We start from the raw sequence: 15,970 nt of genomic DNA, 5'->3' as shown, positions 1-15,970 counted from the left end.
GCGGCGATCAGGTACTGCGGCGGTCCAGCATCGCGCGGGCGATGGTGCCGGCGTCGACGTATTCGAGCTCGCCGCCAACGGGCACGCCGCGCGCCAGGCGCGTCACGGCCAGGCCGCGGGCTTTCAGCATTTCGCTGATGTAGTGGGCGGTGGCCTCGCCTTCGTTGGTGAAGTTGGTCGCCAGCACCACCTCCTCCACCACGCCGTCGGCGGCGCGCGCCAGCAGCTTTTCGAGGTGGATGTCCTTCGGGCCGATGCCGTCCAGCGGCGACAGGCGGCCCATCAGGACAAAGTACAGGCCCTTGTAGGTCAGCGTGGATTCAATCATCGCCTGGTCGGCCGGCGTTTCGACCACGCATAGCTGGCGCTTGTCGCGCGACTCGTCGGCGCAGGTGTCGCAGATCTCGGTTTCGGTGAAGGTATTGCACAGCGCGCAGTGATGCACCTGCTCCACCGCCTGGTACAGGGCGCGCGACAGCATCGCCGCGCCTTCGCGGTCGTGCTGCAGCAGGTGGAAGGCCATGCGCTGGGCCGACTTGGGGCCGACACCAGGCAGGCGGCGCAGCGCCTCCGTCAGGAATTCAAAGGACTTCGCCATTGGATCAGGATTGCTTGAACGCGCTCAGGAAGTCGGCCGTCTTGGTCGGCACGAATTCGGTGATCGTGTAGCTGGCTGCTCCCGCTTCGTTGAACGGGTCCAGCTCGATCACCGCTTCGATATCGGCCCGGCTATCTGCCGTGGCAAGGATGATGCCGCCCGTGCGCGGCACCAGGCGTCCAGACATCAGGAACATGCCGTTGGCATATTGCTCGCGCAGGTACTCGCTGTGCGCGGCGAGGAGCTTGTCGATCTCCTCGGCCGGTTTAAGGTACGTGAGCGTGATGATGAACATGATGTTGGTTTAGAAAGGCATCTTGAAGCCGGGTGGCAGCGGCAGGCCGGCGGTCAGGCCGCTCATTTTTTCCGAAGCGGTGGCTTCGGCCTTGCGCACGGCGTCGTTGAAGGCGGCGGCTACCAGGTCTTCCAGCATGTCCTTGTCGTCGCCCAGCAGCGATGGGTCGATCGACACGCGCTTCACGTCGTTCTTGCAGGTCATGACGACCTTCACCATGCCGGCGCCGGCCTGGCCTTCAACTTCGATCAGGGCCAGCGCTTCTTGCGCCTTCTTCATGTTGTCCTGCATGGCTTGCGCTTGCTTCATCAGGCCGGCCAGTTGGTTCTTCATCATGGTGTGGTTCTCCGAATTTCGGTGTTGAGTATTGGGTTTAGTGCGCTGGCGTCATCGGCGCCACGATCGAGCCGGGGACGACGAAGGCGCCGAAGTCGCGCACCATGGCTTTGATAAATGGATCGGCGGCTACGGCTTCTTCAGCGGCTCGCTGGCAATTGTCGCGGTGCACCTGGGCTTCGACGCTGGTGGTGTACCAGGCCTTGCCGATTTCGGTCTCGACCCGTGCGGCGCGGCCGAAGCGTTCGGTCAGGGCGGAGGTCAGTTTTTCCACGTTGGCCGGGGTGGCCCAGGTTTCGATCGGGCAGCGGATGCGGAACACGGCCATATTGCCGTCAAAGGCACAGCTTACCAGTTCGGCCTGGGTTGCCAGCTGCTGCGCCACGCCGCGCAGCGGCAGGTGGGCGGCCAGCGCTGGCCAGTTGCCGTCCCAGCCCAATTCAGGAACCGGGGTGATGACATATTCATATGGCGCCTGGGCCGGCGCGGCGGCGCGTTGCTGCGGCGCTGCCTGCGTCATGCCGGAAATGTGGTCGGCGCCGGCCGGCACTGCGGAGTCTTCGGAGAAGTCGGTGACCCAGGGCGGGAGCTCGTCTTCATCCGCCGGCTGCTGCACTGGAGGAGCGCGGCGCTGCTGCACTTGCTGCGGGGCTTCCATCACGGCGGCGGCACCGTCGTGGTCGTCCCAAGGAGCGCTGGCTTGCATCGCCGGGGCGTCTTCCCACGGCGCCGGTGCCCGGCGTGCCGATGGCGCGGCAGGAGGCTGGGCGGCCGGTGCCGGCGACATCGCTGCGCGCGGCGCGGAGGCTGGCGCTGCAGGCGGCGATGCTGGCGCGTCGGCTTGCGGCGCTGCCGGACGTGCTGGCGCCGGCGCGCGCTGGCCGGTACGGGCAGCGGCTGCGGCGCGCGCGGCTTCCAATGCCGCCGTGATAGCCATCTTGGCTGGGCTCATCGGGCGGCTGCCGGCGGCAGCCGCTGGCTGCGGCACAGGAGCTGCAGCCTGGGCAGGTGCAGCAGCAGGCTGCGGTGCTGCCACGGCTGCTGGCGCGGGCTGCGCAGGGGCTGCAGCGGCAGCAGTTTGCGACGTGGCGACTGGCGCAGGAGCGGATGCGTTGGCAAGCTGCGAACCGCTTGGCTGCGCTGGTGCGGCTTGCGCGGCGACAGCCGGGGCACTGGCCGGAACGCTGCTCAGGTGCGAGGCACTGGCAGCGTTTGCAGCCGCTGCGGCAGCGGGTGCGACTTGCTGGACCGGCGGCGCTGGCGGCACGGCCGCAGCCGGGGCGGCGCTGGCCGGTGCGGGTTGGCCAACCGGAACACTCATGCGATCCGCCGTTGCTGCCGATGCGGCCATGGCGGCTGCAGCAGCCGCACGGGCCGGATTCGCACCGGCTGGACGAGCCGCTACCGGGGCGCCGCCCGGTTGGCCATCTGCCCCGCCGATGCCGGGCCGAAAGGCAAGCATGCGTAACAGGGTCATGGAGAAGCCGGCATATTCATCCGGCGCCAGCCCCAACTCATTCCGCCCGTGCACGGCGATCTGGTAAAACAGCTGCACTTCCTCCGCATCGAACAGGGAAGCCAGGCGCACGATATCGCTATATTCAGGCAGGTCCGCCGGCACGGCGGAAGGCACGGTCTGCGCCAGCGCAATGCGGTGCAGCAAAGTGCCCAGGTCCTGCAAGGCGCCGTTGTATGACAGCGAACGCGTCGCCATCTCGTCGGCCACCGCCATCAAATCCGCGCCATCCTTATTGGCCAGTGCGTCCAGCAGGCGCACCAGATAGGACTGGTCCAAAGCGCCCAGCATGCCCTGCACCGCATCCAGCGTGACAGCGCCGGCGGCGTAGGCAATCGCCTGGTCGGTCAGCGACAAGGCATCGCGCATCGAGCCGTGCGCGCCCTGCGCCAGCAAGCGCAAGGCCGGCTGTTCGAACACCACATTTTCCTGGCCCAGGATATTTTCCAGGTGGCCGACGATATGCCCCGGCGGCATCTGCTTCAGATTGAACTGCAGGCAGCGCGACAGCACGGTGACAGGAATCTTTTGCGGATCGGTGGTCGCCAGGATGAACTTGATGTGCTCAGGCGGTTCCTCCAACGTCTTCAGCATCGCATTGAAAGCGTGGTTGGTCAGCATGTGCACCTCGTCGATCATATAGACCTTGAAGCGTGCATTGGACGGCGCGTACACCGCCTGCTCCAGCAACTGCGCCATTTCATCGACGCCGCGGTTGGATGCTGCATCCATCTCGACGTAGTCGACAAAGCGTCCGCCGTCGATCGCGGTACAAGCCTCGCACACGCCGCACGGGGTAGCCGTGATCCCGCCATTGCCGTCCGGGCCGACGCAATTGAGCGACTTGGCCAGGATACGGGACAGCGTCGTCTTGCCGACACCGCGCGTCCCGGTAAACAGGTAGGCGTGGTGCAGGCGACCGGTATGCAACGCGTGGGTCAGTGCACGGACAACGTGCTCCTGGCCGACGAGCGTTTCAAAGTTCCGGGGACGGTATTTGCGAGCGAGGACTTGATAGGACATGAACGGAATTTTACCGTAGATAGCAAGCACTGCGGACAACATTAGACGTTTGGCCAGGCTTCGCCCGGACTTTGTCTTTTTTACAACCTCACCACCATGAGAAAGCTGCTGCTGACTGCCCTGCTGGCCTGCACCGGCACCGCCCACGCGCCGACGCTGAAGTCTGTGCTGCTGAAGGAAAATCAGAATGAAAAAAGCTGCCATTGGCAGCTTTTTAAGAATTCAAGGAGGCGAGCCTGATCTGCGGCACTTGCGGTGAACAGCTTTGGCTGCTTCGTTCCCGACCTGACCAGGTTAACCGTGCCACAATGCGCAGGGGCCCGCCCGGCGGCAATTATAGGCTATAAACCTAGCTGCTGCCAAATATCATCCACACGGGCTTTCACATCGGGCGTCATGGCGATCGTGGTGCCCCATTCCCGGCTGGTTTCCCCCGGCCATTTATTGGTAGCGTCGATGCCCATCTTGCTGCCCAGGCCACTGACCGGCGAGGCAAAGTCCAGGTAATCGATCGGCGTATTGTCGACCAGCGTGGTGTCGCGGGTCGGGTCAACGCGGGTTGTTATCGCCCAGATCACTTCCTTCCAGTCGCGGATGTTCACGTCCTCGTCCACCACGATAATGAACTTGGTATACATGAACTGGCGCAGGAAGCTCCACACGCCGAACATGACTCGCTTGGCGTGGCCCGCGTACTGTTTGCGGATCTGCACCACCGCCATGCGGTAGCTGCAGCCTTCCGGAGGCAAGTAAAAGTCGGTGATCTCGCTGAACTGCTTCTGCAGCAACGGCACGAACACTTCGTTCAGCGCCACGCCCAGCACAGCCGGTTCGTCCGGCGGCTTGCCTGTATAAGTGGAGTGGTAGATCGGGTCGCGCCGCATGGTGATGCGGTCGATGGTAAAGACCGGGAACCAGTCCTGCTCGTTGTAATAGCCGGTGTGGTCGCCATACGGGCCTTCCAGGCCATGCTCGAAGCCCGACGGATGCTTCTCGTCCGGGTAGATATGCCCTTCCAGCACGATCTCGGCCGAAGCAGGCACGCGCAACTCGCTGCCGATCGCCTTTACCAGTTCGGTGCGGCTGCCGCGCAGCAAGCCCGCAAACTGATATTCCGACAAGCTGTCCGGCACTGGCGTGACGGCGCCGAGGATGGTTGCAGGATCGGCGCCCAACGCCACGCAGACCGGATATGGCTGGCCCGGATGCTTGATGCAGTGCTCGCGAAAGTCCAGCGCGCCGCCGCGATGCGCCAGCCAGCGCATGATGACCTTGTTACGCCCCAAGACCTGCTGGCGGTAGATGCCGAGGTTCTGGCGCTTCTTGTTCGGCCCCTTGGTAATCACAAGGCCCCATGTAATAAGGGGCGCCACGTCGCCTGGCCAGCAATGCTGGATCGGCAGGCGGGCCAGGTCTACGTCATTGCCTTCCCAGACAATCTCCTGGCATGGCGCACCGCGCATTTCCTTCGGCGACATGTCCCATACTGCTTTTACCAGCGAGCCCAGGCCCATCAAGTCCTTGAAGCCCTTTGGCGGCTCGGGTTCTTTCAACTGTGCCAGCACATGCCCGATCTTGCGCAGTTCGCCGACTTCGTCCGCTCCCATGCCCAGGGCCACGCGGCGCGGGGTGCCGAACAGGTTGCCCAGCACCGGCATGTCGAAACCGGCCGGTTTCTCGAACAGGATGGCCGGTCCGCCGGCACGCAGGGTGCGGTCGCAAATTTCCGTCATCTCGAGGTGTGGCGAAACAGGCAAGCTTGTGCGCTTAAGTTCGCCCATTGCTTGCAGTTGGGAAATAAAATCCCGGAGATCGCGATATTTCATACTTTTTTACGATTTTTTTGCTCCCGACGGGCCGTCTGAGCACTTTTGGTCAAGCCGTTGATTTTATTGGTTTTTGTCAATGTGTTCACGAGAAAATCATACTCAAAAGTAATAAAGAACGACGGTGTTAGTATTGACTAGATATAATACCCCTCCTACAATTTGACCTACCTGATGAGGACATGGCCTTTATGCCAACTAAGTTGTCACTCATTACATTCACGGAGTATCCGGGCTCCACAGACATTTTAAGGAGTGTTTTTCACGAGGCGTCTGCCTCCCTCCCGGAAAAAGTTGTGTTGCAACTGGCCCCATAGACCCGCCAGCTTTAGCAAACAATGATGGCGTCCAGTCCCGTGCGACCTGTGCGGCGGTGGACGAAGATAACACTGATGTAACGACTATGGCACGTCGAATTGACCGCGTTTTAGCGCGGCGGGGACGCGTTTTGACTCTTACATTTCAGGGGAGTTCTGAATGAACAATCGATTCAATGGGTTGCTTGATAGCGCCCGCCTGTGGGCTCGCCAGCCCGCCGCGTGGATTTCCACGCAGAGCATTTCGGCACGCGGTCTGCTGACCGCCGCTCAGTCTCTGCTGAGCCTCCTGGGTATCGCTGCATTGGTCATGGCTTGCGCCATGGTTGCCCGTCCTGAACTGGCGACCGATCTGGCCCAGGCCCTGCGCGGCGCGCCGCCAGCGCCTCAACAAGTCGTCGTGGCGCCTCCGCTGTCCGAACTGATGGAAGCGCCTGCAGTGCGTCCGGCCGGCCTGGTCATCGCCACTGCCGAAGCGCAGCTTGCCGCCGAGGACAAAGACCTGGTGGGCTCCAAGAAGCAGCAGGATGCCGTTACCAACTGGCTCTCCAAGCGTTACCGCGTGGCTGGCGATGCGACCAATATGCTGGTCTCTACCGCCTACCTTACCGCTCGCGAAATCAAGCTGGATCCGCTGCTGATCCTGGCCGTGATGGCAATCGAGTCGGGCCTGAATCCGTTCGCGGAAAGCCCGATGGGGGCGCAAGGCCTGATGCAGGTGATGTCCAAGGTCCACACCGACAAATTCCAGGACATGGGCGGCGTGCAGGCTGCGCTGAACCCGGTCGCCAACATCCGCGTCGGCGCCCTGATCCTGAAGGATTACGTGGCCAAGGGCGGTTCCGTTGAAGCGGGCCTGAAATCCTACGTCGGCGCAGCCGCCTTCGAAACCGATGACGGCTATGGTTCGCGCGTGCTGGCGGAATACTCGCGCCTGAAGCAAGTCTCCGCCGGCAAGAAAGTGCCTTACATTACCCCGCCGCAGCAGGTCGCGTCCTCCGCCCCTGCCCCGGCAAAGCCGAAAGAAGCCCCGACCACCGTGGCCCAGGCTGACAAGCCGATCAGCGCAGACCAGCTGGCCGGCCTGTAATCGACCACCTGCCGCGCACGAAGCCACCCTCGGGTGGCTTTTTTATTATGCGCGGCGCAGAATGGAGGCATGTCGACCGCAAACCACTTGCTCATCTCCGAGCGGGCCTTGCAGCAAACCGTGGGCTGGATCGCCTTCCTGATGCCGGTCAGCGTGCGCCTGCTCGCCTTCCTCTCGCCGGACCAGGTCTGGACCACCAACTCCATCAGTGCCTATTACTACAGCAGTGCGCGCGACATCTTCGTCGGCGCCCTGGTGGTGGGCGGAGTGGTCATGGCGTTCTTCGATACCGGCCACCGGCGCGACCGCTGGTTTTCCATCCTGGCCGGAGCGTCGGCCATCGGCATCGCCCTTTTCCCCATGAAAATCTCGATCGGCGTCCTCAGGTCACCCGGCACCATCCTGCCCGACGACGAGAGCAAGCTGGTGGCAGCCCTGCTGCACGCCCCGCATGGCCCGCTGGGCTACCACTTCATTTTCGTTGCCGCCTTTTTCGTACTGACGTTTTACCTGGTGACGTTCCGCTTCCGCGCCAATACACCTTCCCTGCCGACGCAACAGAAATGCACGCGCAACAAGGTCTACATTGCCTGCGGCGCCCTGATGGCGGTGGCATTCGCGTGGATAGCGATCCTGGAACTGAACGGGCAGCAGCAATCGATCTTCTGGCCGGAGACTCTTGCGGTCATGGCCTTTTCGGCCGCATGGCTGGTGAAGGGACAACTGGTGCTGAAAGACGGGCCCGCGGCCACTGCCGCGGGCACCGGGGGAAGGGATTAACGCTTCTTGTCTGCCGCGACTTCGTCGCCGCGCAGTTGGGCCGCCAGCTTGTCCAGCACGCCGTTCACGTATTTATGGCCATCGATACCGCCAAAGGACTTGGTCAGCTCCACCGCTTCGTTGATCACGACGCGATATGGAATCTCAACGTGGTTCTTCAGCTCATATGCGCCAATCAACAGCACCGCGTGCTCGATCGGGGACAGTTCGCCAATGCCGCGATCGACCAGCGGCGTGAACACTTCACGCAGCTCGACCGATTGCTTGATGGTGCCGCGCAGCAGGTCGGCAAAGTACTCGCCGTCCGCCTTGTCGAAGCCATGGGCGCCGCGGATGTTGTTGACGACCTTGGTCGCGTCTTCGTTGTTCAGCAGCCACTGGTACAGGCCCTGCAGCGCGAACTCGCGCGCGCGATGGCGCGGCGTGCGGTTCTTGCTCGGGTTGGCGTGCGTCATTTTGTCAGTCATGTTCTTACCTTCTTGTTGAATTACTCGTCGTCGCCCAGGTCCTGGTGCAGTTCTTCCAGGGCGATCGACAGGTTGGCCATTTCGACGGCACAGCGGGCAGCCTCGGCGCCTTTGACAGCCATGCGGACTTCCGCCTGCTCGTCATTCTCGGTGGTCAGGATGGCGTTGGCGATTGGGATGCTGTAGTCCAGGCCCACGCGGGTCACGCCTGCGCCGGACTCATTGGACACCAGTTCGAAATGGTAGGTTTCGCCGCGGATGACGGCGCCCAGCGCGATCAGGGCGTCGAACTGATTGGATTCGGCCATCTTCTGCAGCACCAGCGGGATTTCCAGCGCGCCCGGAACAGTCACGTGCAGGATGTCTTCATCTTCCACGCCCAGGTTCTTCAGCTCCTGCAGGCAAGCGGACAGCAGGCCATGGCAAACGTCTTCGTTGAAGCGCGCTTGCACGATGCCGATGCGCAGGTTTTCGCCGGACAGGTTGGTTTCGTAGGTTGCTACGGTCATGGTGGTCCTCTTTTCTGGATTTCGGTTAAGCCGCGCTTCAGGCGGCAGGTTTGGCCATGTAGCCGGTGACTTCAAGGTTAAAGCCGGTCATCGAAGGCATCTTGCGCGGGCTGGCCAGCAACTGCATCTTGTGCACGCCTACATCGCGCAGGATTTGCGCGCCAATGCCGTAGCTGCGCAGGTCCATGCTGGCGGCGCGGCCGGTTGGGCGCACGTTCTTGTCCAGCGCTTCCAGCTGGCCGAACAGTTGCTCCGCAGTCTCGCCGCAGTTCAGCAGCACCATCACCCCCTGCTCCGCCGCCTTGATCGCCTTCATCGAGGACGACACGTTCCAGGAGTGCGTGGTGGCTTCGGTTTCCAGCAGGTCCAGGATCGATACCGGCTGGTGCACGCGCACCAGCGATTCCTTGCCAGGCGCCATATCGCCATGCACCAGCGCCAGGTGGGCCGAGCCGCTCGGTTTGTCGCGGAAAGCGATCATGCGGAAGTCGCCGTGCGCAGTGCGCAGCGGACGTTCGGCAATGCGCTCCACCATGCATTCATTCTGGCTGCGATAGTGGATCAGGTCGGCGATGGTGCCGATCTTCAGGCCATGTTCCTTGGCGAATTCCAGCAGTTCCGGCAGGCGCGCCATGGTGCCATCATCCTTGATGATCTCGCAGATCACGGAAGCCGGCATCAGGCCAGCCATCGCGGTCAGGTCGCAGCCGGCTTCGGTATGTCCAGCGCGCATCAGCACGCCGCCCGGCACCGCGCGCAGCGGGAAGATGTGGCCCGGCTGCACGATGTCGCTTGGCTTGGCGCCCTTGGCCACGGCCACCTGGATGGTCTTGGCGCGGTCCGCTGCCGAGATACCGGTGGTGACGCCTTCCGCCGCTTCGATCGACACGGTGAAGTTGGTGCCGAACGAAGTGCCGTTCTTGGCCGTCATCATGGTCAGGTCGAGCTGGTTGCAATGCTCTTCGGTCAGAGTCAGGCACACCAGGCCGCGCGCGTGCTTGATCATGAAATTGATTGCTTCCGGCGTGACGTGCTCGGCGGCCAGCACCAGGTCGCCTTCGTTTTCACGGTCTTCTTCATCGACCAGGATCACCATACGACCGGCGCGCAGTTCGGCGACGATTTCTTCGGTGCTGGAAATGGACATATTTTTTCCTTTGATGTGAGGCACAGAGCGTTTCTTTGTTAACCCGCTATTTTAAAGGATTTGGCGCACTTCCGCCCCCTCGAGCGCCGCCATTAGGAGTTTTGGCCTAGACTGAATTGCTTTTCAACCCTGAAGGAGGCAGTGATGAAGACTAGCGGTTCGGCCGTCTGGACTGGCGGCATCAAGGATGGACGTGGAGCGATCAGCACGGCAAGCGGCGCACTGCAGGCGGCGCCATACGGCTTTTCCAGCCGTTTCGAAGGGAAACCGGGCACCAACCCCGAAGAATTGATCGGCGCGGCGCATGCCGGCTGCTTCACAATGGCCCTGTCGCTGATCCTGGGCGAGGCCGGGCTGACGGCCGAAAAGATGGAAACCAAGGCCGAAGTGACTCTGGATAAAGTGCCCGACGGCTTCTCGATTTCCGCCATCCACCTCGACCTGCAGGCGAAGATCCCCGGAGCCGACAAGGCCAAGTTCGAAGAACTTGCCAATAAAGCAAAGCTTGGCTGCCCCGTCTCCAAGCTCTTCAAAGCGAACATCACCCTCACCACCACCCTCCTGTAATCCCGCGCCCGTCGCTTAGCGAGGGTCAGACCCTTCGGGTCTGACCCTGGTTTACCGGTTTCCAAAAATTTCCCTTGAACTTTTTAATTGCGATCACTATTATTAAGTCATTCGATGACGACCGTCATCATTAACCTTCAAGGAAACCACCATGAACATCAAAGATTCCGTCGTATTCATCACTGGCGCCAACCGTGGCCTCGGCCAGCAACTGGCGAAAGCCGCCCTCGCCGCAGGCGCTAAGAAAGTCTACGGCGCCGCCCGCGACCCGAAATCGGTCACCCTGCCCGGCGTCACCCCGGTCCAGCTCGACGTGACCAACCACGACGAAATCGCCGCCGTCACCCGTGAATACAAAGATGTGAGTGTGCTGATCAATAACGCCGGCATCGTCCGCGCCGGCGGCATCCTGGCCGACAACTCCCTCGAACAGGCCCGCGCCGAAATGGAAACCAACGTAATCGGCCCTATGCTGCTGAGCAAAGGCTTCGCCCCAACGCTGAAAGCCAACGGCGGCGGCGCCATCGTCAACATCCTGTCCGTGCTGGCCTGGTACAGCCAGGGCCCGACCAATACCTACAGCATGTCGAAGTCGGCCGCCTGGGCACTGACCAACGGCCTGCGCATCGAACTGGCCGCACAAGGTACGCAGGTGGTCGGCGCCCACATGGGCTATATGGATACCGACATGACCGCCGGCTACGAAGTCGCGAAGATCAAGCCGGAAGAAGTGGCAGCGCAAATCTTTGCCGCTCTGGCCGAAGGCAAGGAAGAAGTACTGGCGGACGACCTGACCCGCCAGGTCAAGTTGGGCATCAACGCTGAACTGCCGGCCTACATCGCCGCCTCACGCGCAGCCGCTTGATTGCGACAAGGTGTAGCACTGCGCGCTACCCTTGCCCAGGGACTGCAAAAGAGTTTTCAAGACGAAGACTTTCGACCGCTGGGCCAGGAAAGTAGTTGGCGATGTCCTGCTTTGCATCGCTGCCTGTGAAATCGAGGCCGGCCTTTACGAAGCCGACCTCGGTCCTGGTTTGTGCAAGAAGCACATCGCAACTCATGGCCATGGCAAACGCGGTGCACTTCGCACCTTAGTCGCAAAGCGGCACAGCTCGACAGTCATATTTCTTCCCCGACGCAGTGGTATCGCAGCAAAATCAATTGCCGATACCTTCCATCGCCAAAGCCTGGCCCAGTTGGAGCGATTAGCAATGCTCGGGGAATGAGGGAGATTTCGTTGGCCGCGCTAATTGCCGCCGGTCTTGTCGTCGCCATCTGTCGCCTGGTCAAGGTGGCTCGCCCTTACGTGGGCAAATTGCCACGCATGTTCGAATCGCTCCTGGTTGCCATTCTGACCTGCGCACTGGCCTTCCTCCTGTCGCCGCAACCCCCCCCCGTCAGCGTCTACAAAATCAGCCTGATCGCCAGTACAGATCAGCCCACGTATGCCCGGGTCGCGGTTACCGAGATTTTGATCATCGTTCCCTCCCCGGGAATGCTCTCAACGATCAATTGCGCGCCAAGCTGATCGATGCGCTCACGCATACCAACCAGGCCCCAGCGGCCATTGCTGAAACCAGCTAACGCGACTTCTTCAGGCAGGCCCTTGCCGTTGTCGATGATCGACATTCGAAATTCGTGGTTGTCGAACTCCATGCCAAAACGAATCTGTGAAGCTCCGGAATGCCGCGCGGCGTTGCGAAGCGCTTCGAAGGCTACCGCCCGGAGCTCTTCACGGACAGGAGGCTGGAATTCTTTTACGTCGCCAGTACATGACAACTTCAACGGCAACAGCGGATATTCGGCCGCAAAGGAACTGCTTAGCTCGCCTAACAGGTCCGACGCCGGCCCGCGCCGCAATCCATGCAACTTATCCTGCCCTTCCTGCAGCGCTGCCTCAACCAGGCACAGCGAGCGTTCAATTTCATCCCGCCCGTAGCTCTCCGCTGGCAGGCGATCGAGCACCTTCGCCAGCCGCAGAGATAGCACATGCACGCTTTGCAGCAAAGTGTCATGCAGGTCGCGCGCAATGCGCGTCCTTTCAGCCGCCTGGATTGCGTAACCCTCGACCGCACGCCGCGCCACATATGTAACACGAAGCTTGTATATCCCCAATAGGGCAAGCGCCAGCAGGCACACGACTAAAGTACGAAACCAAATGGATTGGTAATAGGCCGGGGGTACCTCGAAGTCGGCTACTGCATCTGCCTCACTCCGCACGCCATCATTGTTGGCCGCTCGCACGCGAAACCGATACTTCCCGGGAGCGAGTCCGGTGTACGTTGCACTGTGCACGGCCGCACCGTCTTGCCAGTCACGGTCGATACCCTCTATGCGATACTGGAATCGCACGCGCTCCGGCATGCTGAAGCTGAGGGCTGTGTAGTCGATGCGCAACCGGCCCGGGTTCGGCGGGATGGGCGTCACCGTATCCTTCGACCACTTGAAGTTGGCGCCGTCCACGTTGATGGCCCTGACATGAACTCCCGGTGGCATCTTGTTTGTCATCGGCCTTTTAGCATCCAGCCAGAAGATGCCCGCTGCAGTGGAAAACCACAGCTTGCCATCAGTGCCGGCGACCGCAGTCGGTATCGGGAACGAATTTGTTGCCGCACCGCGCAAGCCATCAAGATGGTTGACGCGCCTGAATCTTATGCGGTGCTTCACGTTTGACGCGGCACGTTCCAGTTCAGCGTTAGCAATGACGGTGATACCTGCCGCCCCATTGAGCCAAAGCGATCCGCCATATTCAACGATTCCCGACACTCCGAGGAACTGATCATCCCCTTCGCCGACAAGCCGGTGGAACCTGGTGCCATCGAAGTAATTGAAGCCGTCTGAGCCGCCAACCCACGCGCGCTTTCCATCGTCAAGTATTTGCAGGGTGGCCCCAAGCGCCAAACCGTCTTCCTCCCCGTACGATCGAACGGTGTTCTTGTCGAGCATGCGGATGCCATTATTCGGGTATCCGAACCACATCTTTCCATGACGATCGCGCGAAATCGAACTCGCATACGTTTCCAGTTCCCGATATCCGCCGCCACGCTGCCAGGCACCATCTTTCAAGCGTATGACGCCGGCCCCACGAGCCGAAACCCACAAGCCGCCCTCCGTATCCCGGGCGATTGCATGGAACTGCATCACGTTAACGTAATCGGGCAAAGGAACACGCGTCCGGATACCAGCGGCATAGTGCCAGACGCCATCGCGCCCACCCGTCCAGACATCTGCGCCATCCTTGTAGACGACACTCACTGCGGTCGCCGAATTCTGAGTCGGGAGTGCGCCCAATGTGCGAACACCGGGCGACTTCACCTCCACGCCGCCGACCCACAGGGCTCCGTCCTCTCCTGGAACAATGGCTTCCGCATCCCAATAGGCCGGCGGCAAGGCCACTCCTGACAATACAGTTCTCCTGAAGCGGTCCAGGCCGTTTTCAGTGCCGACCCAGATGTTTCCTTCGTCATCCTGATAGAAACAGTTGGCCAGGCTTCCACTCAGTCCGTTCGCCACGCCAAACGGTTCGCCTTTTTCGGTTGGCCCGTGACGGATTACTCCAACTGGCTGAGAAGACCAGACATGCTTTCCGTCGCGTTCAAACAGCATGGGGCCATTGCCACCTCTTGGACGCGGCCAATCCGGAACAGGCTTGTCTTTTCCGGGCCCGCCCAGCGGGATCAGTTCATTTGCCGAGCCTCCGGTTGCCCAAAGCGTTCCGTCGGGAGCCAGGGCCAAGCGGCCGAAACTCAGATGACGAATTCTCGCGCCAAACGAATCAGCGCCCTTTGCCAGCGCGTACACCCCCGTTTCACATCGAGCCCAAATAGTGCCGCTGGAGTCCTTGGCCAGGAAACATGAACCGGTGCGGCCTGATTCGCTTTCATCCGCAGAAGTCCAATGCTCCCCATCGAAGACGCGAAAGCCGCGCGCCGTGGATGCCCATACGCGTCCACGCGCATCCTGCGCAAAGTCCAAGACACTTGTTCCGGAAAACCCCTCTGCGGCGCCAAAGGTTCGCAGGCGCCCATCGCGCCAAACGCTTGCTCCGCCAAAACGGTACCCTATCCATAGGTCGCCGTTCTCCAGGACCCTGATTCCCCAGATATCGCTTCTCGGGCCCGCGCCGCCTCCCGAAGTGAAGCGTTCGAACTCGATGCCATCAAAGCGGTATAAACCGCCCAATGACGCGACCCACATCCACCTGTCGGGTGTTTGTGCAATTCCGATAATCGACGAAGGCGAACCGTCCTTGGCCGTCCAGCTCCTATGGTGCAGATTAATCGGACTAAAACCTGCCGTGGCTGCGCCGGAGTGCAGCGGCGAAGTCAGCAGAAACAGAATGAGGCCATTCCGAATAAGATGCAATATCCGCATTGGGGGGTGAATTCAGGTAACGAACCCGCCATTTTACGTGGTGCAGCGCGATTGCGCGGCTTAACGAACTTTGCGAACGGCCGCCCCAAGGTAGCATTCCGCGGTGCCCCCCCATTCTTGCGGAGTTCCTTATGGCGAAGGCAGGTTCAATATCGCGATTCCTGCGCAGCAAGGTGCGGGCCGGCAAGGCACAGCAGCGACTAAGCTCGATGCTCATCGCCGCCCTGCCGATCATCGACAATCATGCGTCCGATGAGGTCACGCTGCCCACAGAGCTGTAGTGGCTCTTTATGAACGCCTCACTGGCGCTGATCCTTGGTATTCAAGCTGCTCGCTGCGCGATGCGCTAAGGTCCAAAAGGTTAATGATGTTGACCCGATGCGGCCCCATGAAAGCTCCAAAAATTTACGCACTCGCCGCAGGCAGCTTTTGGCCGTTAGCGGTCCAACTCAGAGCTCGGCAAGAGCTGTTGTTGGTCGGCTGGCGAATGAAATCGATATATCCATTTAGGATTTCAACGACAGCATGCGCTCCACATAGCGGGCAATCAGGTCGATCTCGAGATTGACCTTGGAGCCGGCCTTCAAGTGCTTCAATGTGGTGACCTGGATGGTGTGAGGGATCAGGTTGATCGAGAACGAGCAGCCGGATGCGCTGTCTTCAACGCGGTTGACGGTCAGCGAAACGCCGTTCACCACCACCGAACCTTTGTAGGCCAGGTATTTCGCCAGGTCGCGCGGGGCTTCGATCACCAGTTCGTGCGATTCGCCGACCGGCTCGAACTTGCGCACCACGCCAAGGCCATCGACGTGGCCGGAGACCAGGTGCCCGCCCAGGCGCTCAGCCAGGGTCAGGGCTTTTTCCAGGTTCACGTCGGTGGTGGTGTCCAGGCCGACGGTCTTGTTCAGGCTCTCGCGCGAGACGTCGACGGTGAAGCCGGTCGCGGTCTTTTCCACCACGGTCATGCAGGCGCCGTTCAGGGCGATCGAGTCGCCCAGGCCGACATCGGCCATCGGCAGGCCGCCGGCATCCACGTCCAGGCGCACGCCTGCATCAGCGCCGCCTTCCAGCGGGGTTACGGTTTTGATTTTGCCGACTGCGGCAACGATTCCAGTAAACATAGTG

The 15,970-nt window shown here is 61.3% G+C and carries 17 protein-coding genes and 1 other RNA gene; 7 read left to right on the top strand and 11 right to left on the bottom strand.

Annotated elements, in window-relative coordinates:
- Positions 1-7 precede the first annotated feature (7 nt).
- Genes recR through dnaX form a run of 4 tightly spaced genes read right to left on the bottom strand, consistent with a single transcriptional unit; the run spans position 8 to position 3,768 of the window.
- Positions 8-598: a recombination mediator RecR gene (recR, locus tag ACN9MW_RS11825; RefSeq protein WP_426170911.1), complete on the bottom strand. Its 591-nt coding sequence runs from the start codon at positions 596-598 to the stop codon at positions 8-10.
- Positions 599-602: 4 nt separating this feature from the next.
- Positions 603-893: a YciI family protein gene (locus tag ACN9MW_RS11820; RefSeq protein ID WP_426170909.1), complete on the bottom strand. Its 291-nt coding sequence runs from the start codon at positions 891-893 to the stop codon at positions 603-605.
- Between the two features lie 9 nt (positions 894-902).
- Positions 903-1,229, bottom strand: a complete 327-nt coding sequence (locus ACN9MW_RS11815; RefSeq protein WP_130313213.1) for a YbaB/EbfC family nucleoid-associated protein — start codon at positions 1,227-1,229, stop codon at positions 903-905.
- Positions 1,230-1,266: 37 nt separating this feature from the next.
- Positions 1,267-3,768, bottom strand: coding sequence for a DNA polymerase III subunit gamma/tau (gene dnaX, locus ACN9MW_RS11810; protein WP_426170906.1), 2,502 nt, complete (start codon positions 3,766-3,768; stop codon positions 1,267-1,269).
- Between the two features lie 96 nt (positions 3,769-3,864).
- Between dnaX and ACN9MW_RS11805 the strand changes: the two genes are divergently transcribed.
- On the top strand, positions 3,865-4,008 hold the full coding sequence (locus ACN9MW_RS11805; protein WP_426170905.1) for a hypothetical protein: 144 nt from the start codon (positions 3,865-3,867) through the stop codon (positions 4,006-4,008).
- Here ACN9MW_RS11805 and ffs read toward each other — a convergent pair.
- An RNA gene (gene ffs / locus ACN9MW_RS11800) (signal recognition particle sRNA small type) lies at positions 3,995-4,093 on the bottom strand. The genes ACN9MW_RS11805 and ffs overlap by 14 nt on opposite strands.
- Positions 4,094-4,109: 16 nt before the next feature.
- Complete coding sequence (gene ubiD / locus ACN9MW_RS11795) at positions 4,110-5,594, bottom strand: 4-hydroxy-3-polyprenylbenzoate decarboxylase (protein WP_426170903.1); 1,485 nt, start codon at positions 5,592-5,594, stop codon at positions 4,110-4,112.
- Positions 5,595-6,071: 477 nt separating this feature from the next.
- Between ubiD and ACN9MW_RS11790 the strand changes: the two genes are divergently transcribed.
- The gene (locus tag ACN9MW_RS11790; protein ID WP_426170902.1) at positions 6,072-7,001 is read left to right on the top strand and encodes a transglycosylase SLT domain-containing protein; all 930 of its coding nucleotides are present in this window, start codon (positions 6,072-6,074) and stop codon (positions 6,999-7,001) included.
- A 69-nt stretch (positions 7,002-7,070) separates the two neighbouring features.
- Positions 7,071-7,781, top strand: coding sequence for a hypothetical protein (locus ACN9MW_RS11785; protein WP_426170901.1), 711 nt, complete (start codon positions 7,071-7,073; stop codon positions 7,779-7,781).
- On the opposite strand, the gene nusB is transcribed toward ACN9MW_RS11785, so the two are convergent.
- From nusB to ribBA, 3 genes are read right to left on the bottom strand one after another with little or no spacing between them, the layout of a single operon-like run.
- Positions 7,778-8,248 (bottom strand): transcription antitermination factor NusB, encoded by a 471-nt coding sequence (gene nusB / locus ACN9MW_RS11780; RefSeq protein WP_426170900.1) that lies wholly within the window; start codon positions 8,246-8,248, stop codon positions 7,778-7,780. The genes ACN9MW_RS11785 and nusB overlap by 4 nt on opposite strands.
- A gap of 20 nt (positions 8,249-8,268) precedes the next feature.
- Positions 8,269-8,757, bottom strand: a complete 489-nt coding sequence (gene ribH, locus ACN9MW_RS11775; protein ID WP_057263414.1) for a 6,7-dimethyl-8-ribityllumazine synthase — start codon at positions 8,755-8,757, stop codon at positions 8,269-8,271.
- 37 nt (positions 8,758-8,794) lie between these two features.
- Positions 8,795-9,904 (bottom strand): bifunctional 3,4-dihydroxy-2-butanone-4-phosphate synthase/GTP cyclohydrolase II, encoded by a 1,110-nt coding sequence (gene ribBA, locus ACN9MW_RS11770; protein WP_426170898.1) that lies wholly within the window; start codon positions 9,902-9,904, stop codon positions 8,795-8,797.
- A gap of 144 nt (positions 9,905-10,048) precedes the next feature.
- Between ribBA and ACN9MW_RS11765 the strand changes: the two genes are divergently transcribed.
- From ACN9MW_RS11765 to ACN9MW_RS11755, 3 genes are all read left to right on the top strand, one after another.
- Positions 10,049-10,471, top strand: coding sequence for an OsmC family protein (locus ACN9MW_RS11765; RefSeq protein WP_426170896.1), 423 nt, complete (start codon positions 10,049-10,051; stop codon positions 10,469-10,471).
- A 151-nt stretch (positions 10,472-10,622) separates the two neighbouring features.
- Positions 10,623-11,336 (top strand): SDR family oxidoreductase, encoded by a 714-nt coding sequence (locus ACN9MW_RS11760; protein WP_426170894.1) that lies wholly within the window; start codon positions 10,623-10,625, stop codon positions 11,334-11,336.
- A 31-nt stretch (positions 11,337-11,367) separates the two neighbouring features.
- A complete protein-coding gene (locus ACN9MW_RS11755; protein WP_426170892.1) occupies positions 11,368-11,697 on the top strand; it encodes a type II toxin-antitoxin system RelE/ParE family toxin in 330 nt (109 codons plus the stop codon).
- 208 nt (positions 11,698-11,905) lie between these two features.
- On the opposite strand, the gene ACN9MW_RS11750 is transcribed toward ACN9MW_RS11755, so the two are convergent.
- On the bottom strand, positions 11,906-14,845 hold the full coding sequence (locus tag ACN9MW_RS11750; protein WP_426170890.1) for a sensor histidine kinase: 2,940 nt from the start codon (positions 14,843-14,845) through the stop codon (positions 11,906-11,908).
- Between the two features lie 131 nt (positions 14,846-14,976).
- On the opposite strand from ACN9MW_RS11750, the gene ACN9MW_RS11745 reads away from it, so the two are divergent.
- On the top strand, positions 14,977-15,126 hold the full coding sequence (locus ACN9MW_RS11745; protein WP_426170889.1) for a hypothetical protein: 150 nt from the start codon (positions 14,977-14,979) through the stop codon (positions 15,124-15,126).
- A 225-nt stretch (positions 15,127-15,351) separates the two neighbouring features.
- Here the strand turns inward: ACN9MW_RS11745 and ACN9MW_RS11740 are convergent, their stop codons facing one another.
- Positions 15,352-15,966, bottom strand: a complete 615-nt coding sequence (locus tag ACN9MW_RS11740; protein ID WP_426170888.1) for a riboflavin synthase — start codon at positions 15,964-15,966, stop codon at positions 15,352-15,354.
- Positions 15,967-15,970 lie beyond the last annotated feature (4 nt).

Origin of the sequence: Pseudoduganella sp. R-34 (genome assembly GCF_049904655.1) — a bacterium.
GTDB lineage: Bacteria > Pseudomonadota > Gammaproteobacteria > Burkholderiales > Burkholderiaceae_D > Rugamonas.
The sequence above is the reverse complement of the archived record's forward strand: the minus strand, read 5'-3'. Positions and strand labels throughout refer to the sequence as shown.